This window comes from Glutamicibacter sp. HZAU (assembly GCF_004100365.1).
GTDB lineage: Bacteria > Actinomycetota > Actinomycetes > Actinomycetales > Micrococcaceae > Glutamicibacter > Glutamicibacter nicotianae.
In genome coordinates this window covers 1-2,772 of the sequence record NZ_SCKZ01000023.1, presented here as the reverse complement: position 1 = coordinate 2,772, position 2,772 = coordinate 1, and the positions used below count along the sequence as shown (strand labels likewise).

Annotated in this window: 3 protein-coding genes; 2 read left to right on the top strand and 1 reads right to left on the bottom strand. The window is 45.0% G+C overall.

Annotation, left to right across the window (positions count from 1 at the left end; all coding sequences use genetic code 11):
• Positions 1-285 (bottom strand): helix-turn-helix domain-containing protein (locus EKH49_RS16320; RefSeq protein WP_145964453.1); only part of this gene is annotated, 285 nt, incomplete at its 3' end.
• A gap of 218 nt (positions 286-503) precedes the next feature.
• Between EKH49_RS16320 and EKH49_RS16315 the strand changes: the two genes are divergently transcribed.
• Entirely contained in the window at positions 504-1,400 is an 897-nt protein-coding gene (locus tag EKH49_RS16315) for a hypothetical protein (RefSeq protein ID WP_128471676.1), read from the top strand.
• Positions 1,391-2,662: a hypothetical protein gene (locus tag EKH49_RS16310; RefSeq protein WP_128471675.1), complete on the top strand. Its 1,272-nt coding sequence runs from the start codon at positions 1,391-1,393 to the stop codon at positions 2,660-2,662. Before EKH49_RS16315 ends, EKH49_RS16310 begins: the two co-directional genes overlap by 10 nt.
• The last annotated feature ends 110 nt before the right edge of the window (positions 2,663-2,772 follow it).

The window sequence follows — 2,772 nt, the reverse complement described above, 5'->3', positions numbered from 1 at the left end:
CATATTGCCCAGGTGGTATTGGATGGTCAGTGGGCCGGCGTCGAGCCCGGCTGCGGTGAGTTTGGTGCGTAGTTCAAGGATGAGCTCGACAGTTTTCGGGTCGGTAGCTCGTGGATTGCTCAGCGGCCGGCGTGATTGTGGTTCCAGGGCTTGATCGCCGCCGGCGTCGTACGCTTTGAGGAGCTGGTAGATGCGTTGGCGGGAGATTTTGTATTGGCGTGACGCGGTGGTGACGCTCATCCCGGCATCGCGGATTTGGTGGACGATGACATGATTCTTGGACATGTCTCAGAGTCAAGGATGACGCAGCTCATAGGTCAATGGGTGAGTGTCTAGGATGTCTGGACTCATGTGTCTAATATGTCGTGAATCTACACACTACGGAAAATAGAGAACGATAGTCGAGATGCGTGGGGCGAAACTTTCGTGTCGTCCCACGCTGTCTATATTGTTAGGTATTATTTTTGAATCACATGCGAAGATATGTTCTTCTCGTCGTAGTCTTGACAATTCTAACTGGAATTGGTCTATTACTCGTTGTATTCGAACGCAACCAGGCTGAACTGACTCTTGAGGGAAATGGACTTCGTTCGCCTGCAAGTATTTCTGTAACGAACTCGAATTCAGATCTAGAATCCCTTGATCGGGACAGCGACACTCCGCTGGCCTTCTATCGACAATTAGACGATTCAGGCATAGTGAATATTGTTAGAAGCAGCGATTTCGATCGGTTCCAATATCCAGTTCATCAGGGACGTAGCTTCAAGCAAACTGACGATCAGGTGGCACTTGTTGGTTCGGGTGTTACGGTGGAACATCGTGCGGCTGGTGCATACTATGCTTACAATGGCGAATCGTATGAGGTCGTCGGAACACTTGGCCGCCAGGCTGAGAGCCTTCTCGTGAATTCAATTCTCATCGTAGACGATTCGTTGTTTGCTCAACTTGAAGGTGATTCAACATATATCGATGGACCTAACGTCGAAGAGGTCTATTCTTCGCATCAGATTTCCGGGGAGTTCTTCCATCGAGACCAAAGTACAAATCGGCGCACTAGCGTAGATTTTATTTTTCCGACAATTATCGTTCTAGGCAACATTATTCAAGGGGCCGGTGCCGTTTGCCTTGGATTGTTGATTGCCGCTCTGTTCAGGGATCAGAATCATCTTGCGTGGGTACTTGGCGTTAGCCGGAACAAAATAGTATCTCGAACGGTAGTATTTCTTATTGTACCGTCATTGACTTATTTTTCTGTGGGCTGCTGGTTCGGAATATCAATTCTGGGCACTTCTTTTACAGGGGAGATCGTGGGCTCCTTAGCCTGGCCACTAATGCTAGCAATTGGGTCACTTTTGGTTGCAACTATTATCAATATGAAGCGGAGCATTAGTTGGAATTAGCGCGTGATGCAAGAGTCAACGGATTCTTAATTATCGGTAAGATTATTTTAGTTTTCATGATAATAATCTCAACTTTTAATGTATCCACTTTTCTCAAGTCAGCCGACAGGGCGATTAATAGAAGTTTCTCAGATGCTTCTTCGGTGAACTTGTATTCACTAACAGACACTTACTCTGATCCGGAGAGCTTCTATGAATTCCGGCAGTCGATAGACGGCGTTTCTTCTTTGGGCGAATTCTATAATCTACTCAATGTAGACGAAGGGGTCACCTTTCTTTCCGTTTTTGATCAGAGCATTTCTGTGGCCGATTTCAAGGGCGGAGAGCATTTCGATGCTTACTATCGTAGTGATTCTGAAGCACGTGGCAAGTATATCGACGAAGAGACTGGGCAGACGGTTCAGGATATAAAATCGATGCAAATGAATGAAAATGCATTCATGTTTTATAACCTGAATCTCACCCAAGGCGCAGTCGATTGGAGCGAAATATCGTATGAGAATAAAAGCGTTCCAGTAATTCTTGGAAATGACTATTCTGGAATCTATTACGTCGGAGATACGCTCAAGGCTAATTTTTATTTTGAGGGTATTGATTTAGTGGTTTCGGGGTTCCTTGAGCCCGACTCCAGTCTATTCTACAAAGGCGAAATGAATACTTTCTTGGATGATCAGGTTATCGTACCCTACCCTTCTAAGCTGAATGAAGTGCAAAGCGATGACCTCTACTTCAGTGGGATATTGTATTTTGCCATGTTTGCCGGAGATATTGCTGTACCTAAAGACATGAGTACAGAAGAAGTGCTGCAACGCTTAAATTCATATTCGTCGAAAACGGGGTTCACAGAGTATGCACTCATGAACGTTCCAAGCTATTTGGTACAGCATCAGTTCATGAAGCAGTTGATTCAGGATAATGCTGCGCTGTTGGCCTGGCTCGGCATTTTGTTGTTCGTTGGCGTATCTGGAATTAGCTTCCTATTGTCACGACAAGTCCTAGTAAATAGGGTGAGCAAGTATTCTGTTCGTTGGGTTTTGGGTGATGCTCTGTCGTCAATTTTGCGGACTAATGGCAAATACGTCTTCGTAGAGTATTTGATACTCGTCGTATTATTTTCGAGTATTGTTTGGCATCTTCCGAACTTCGATGGATATTCGTACTTGTTAGTGATGGCTCTGCTGGGTGTTATTTTTACAGTGGATTTGTTATCTCAGCGTGGGTATTTGGCAAGATCTCTAACAAAAACGAGAAAGGCTGATTAGCCCGGGTATTCCATGGCAACGGCAGTCATTAACTGACTTAAAAGAAGAAAAGGTGACCTGAACTGGAAAAATAGGAGTTGTTGAAGCTCTAAATCACCAGATCAAAGGAT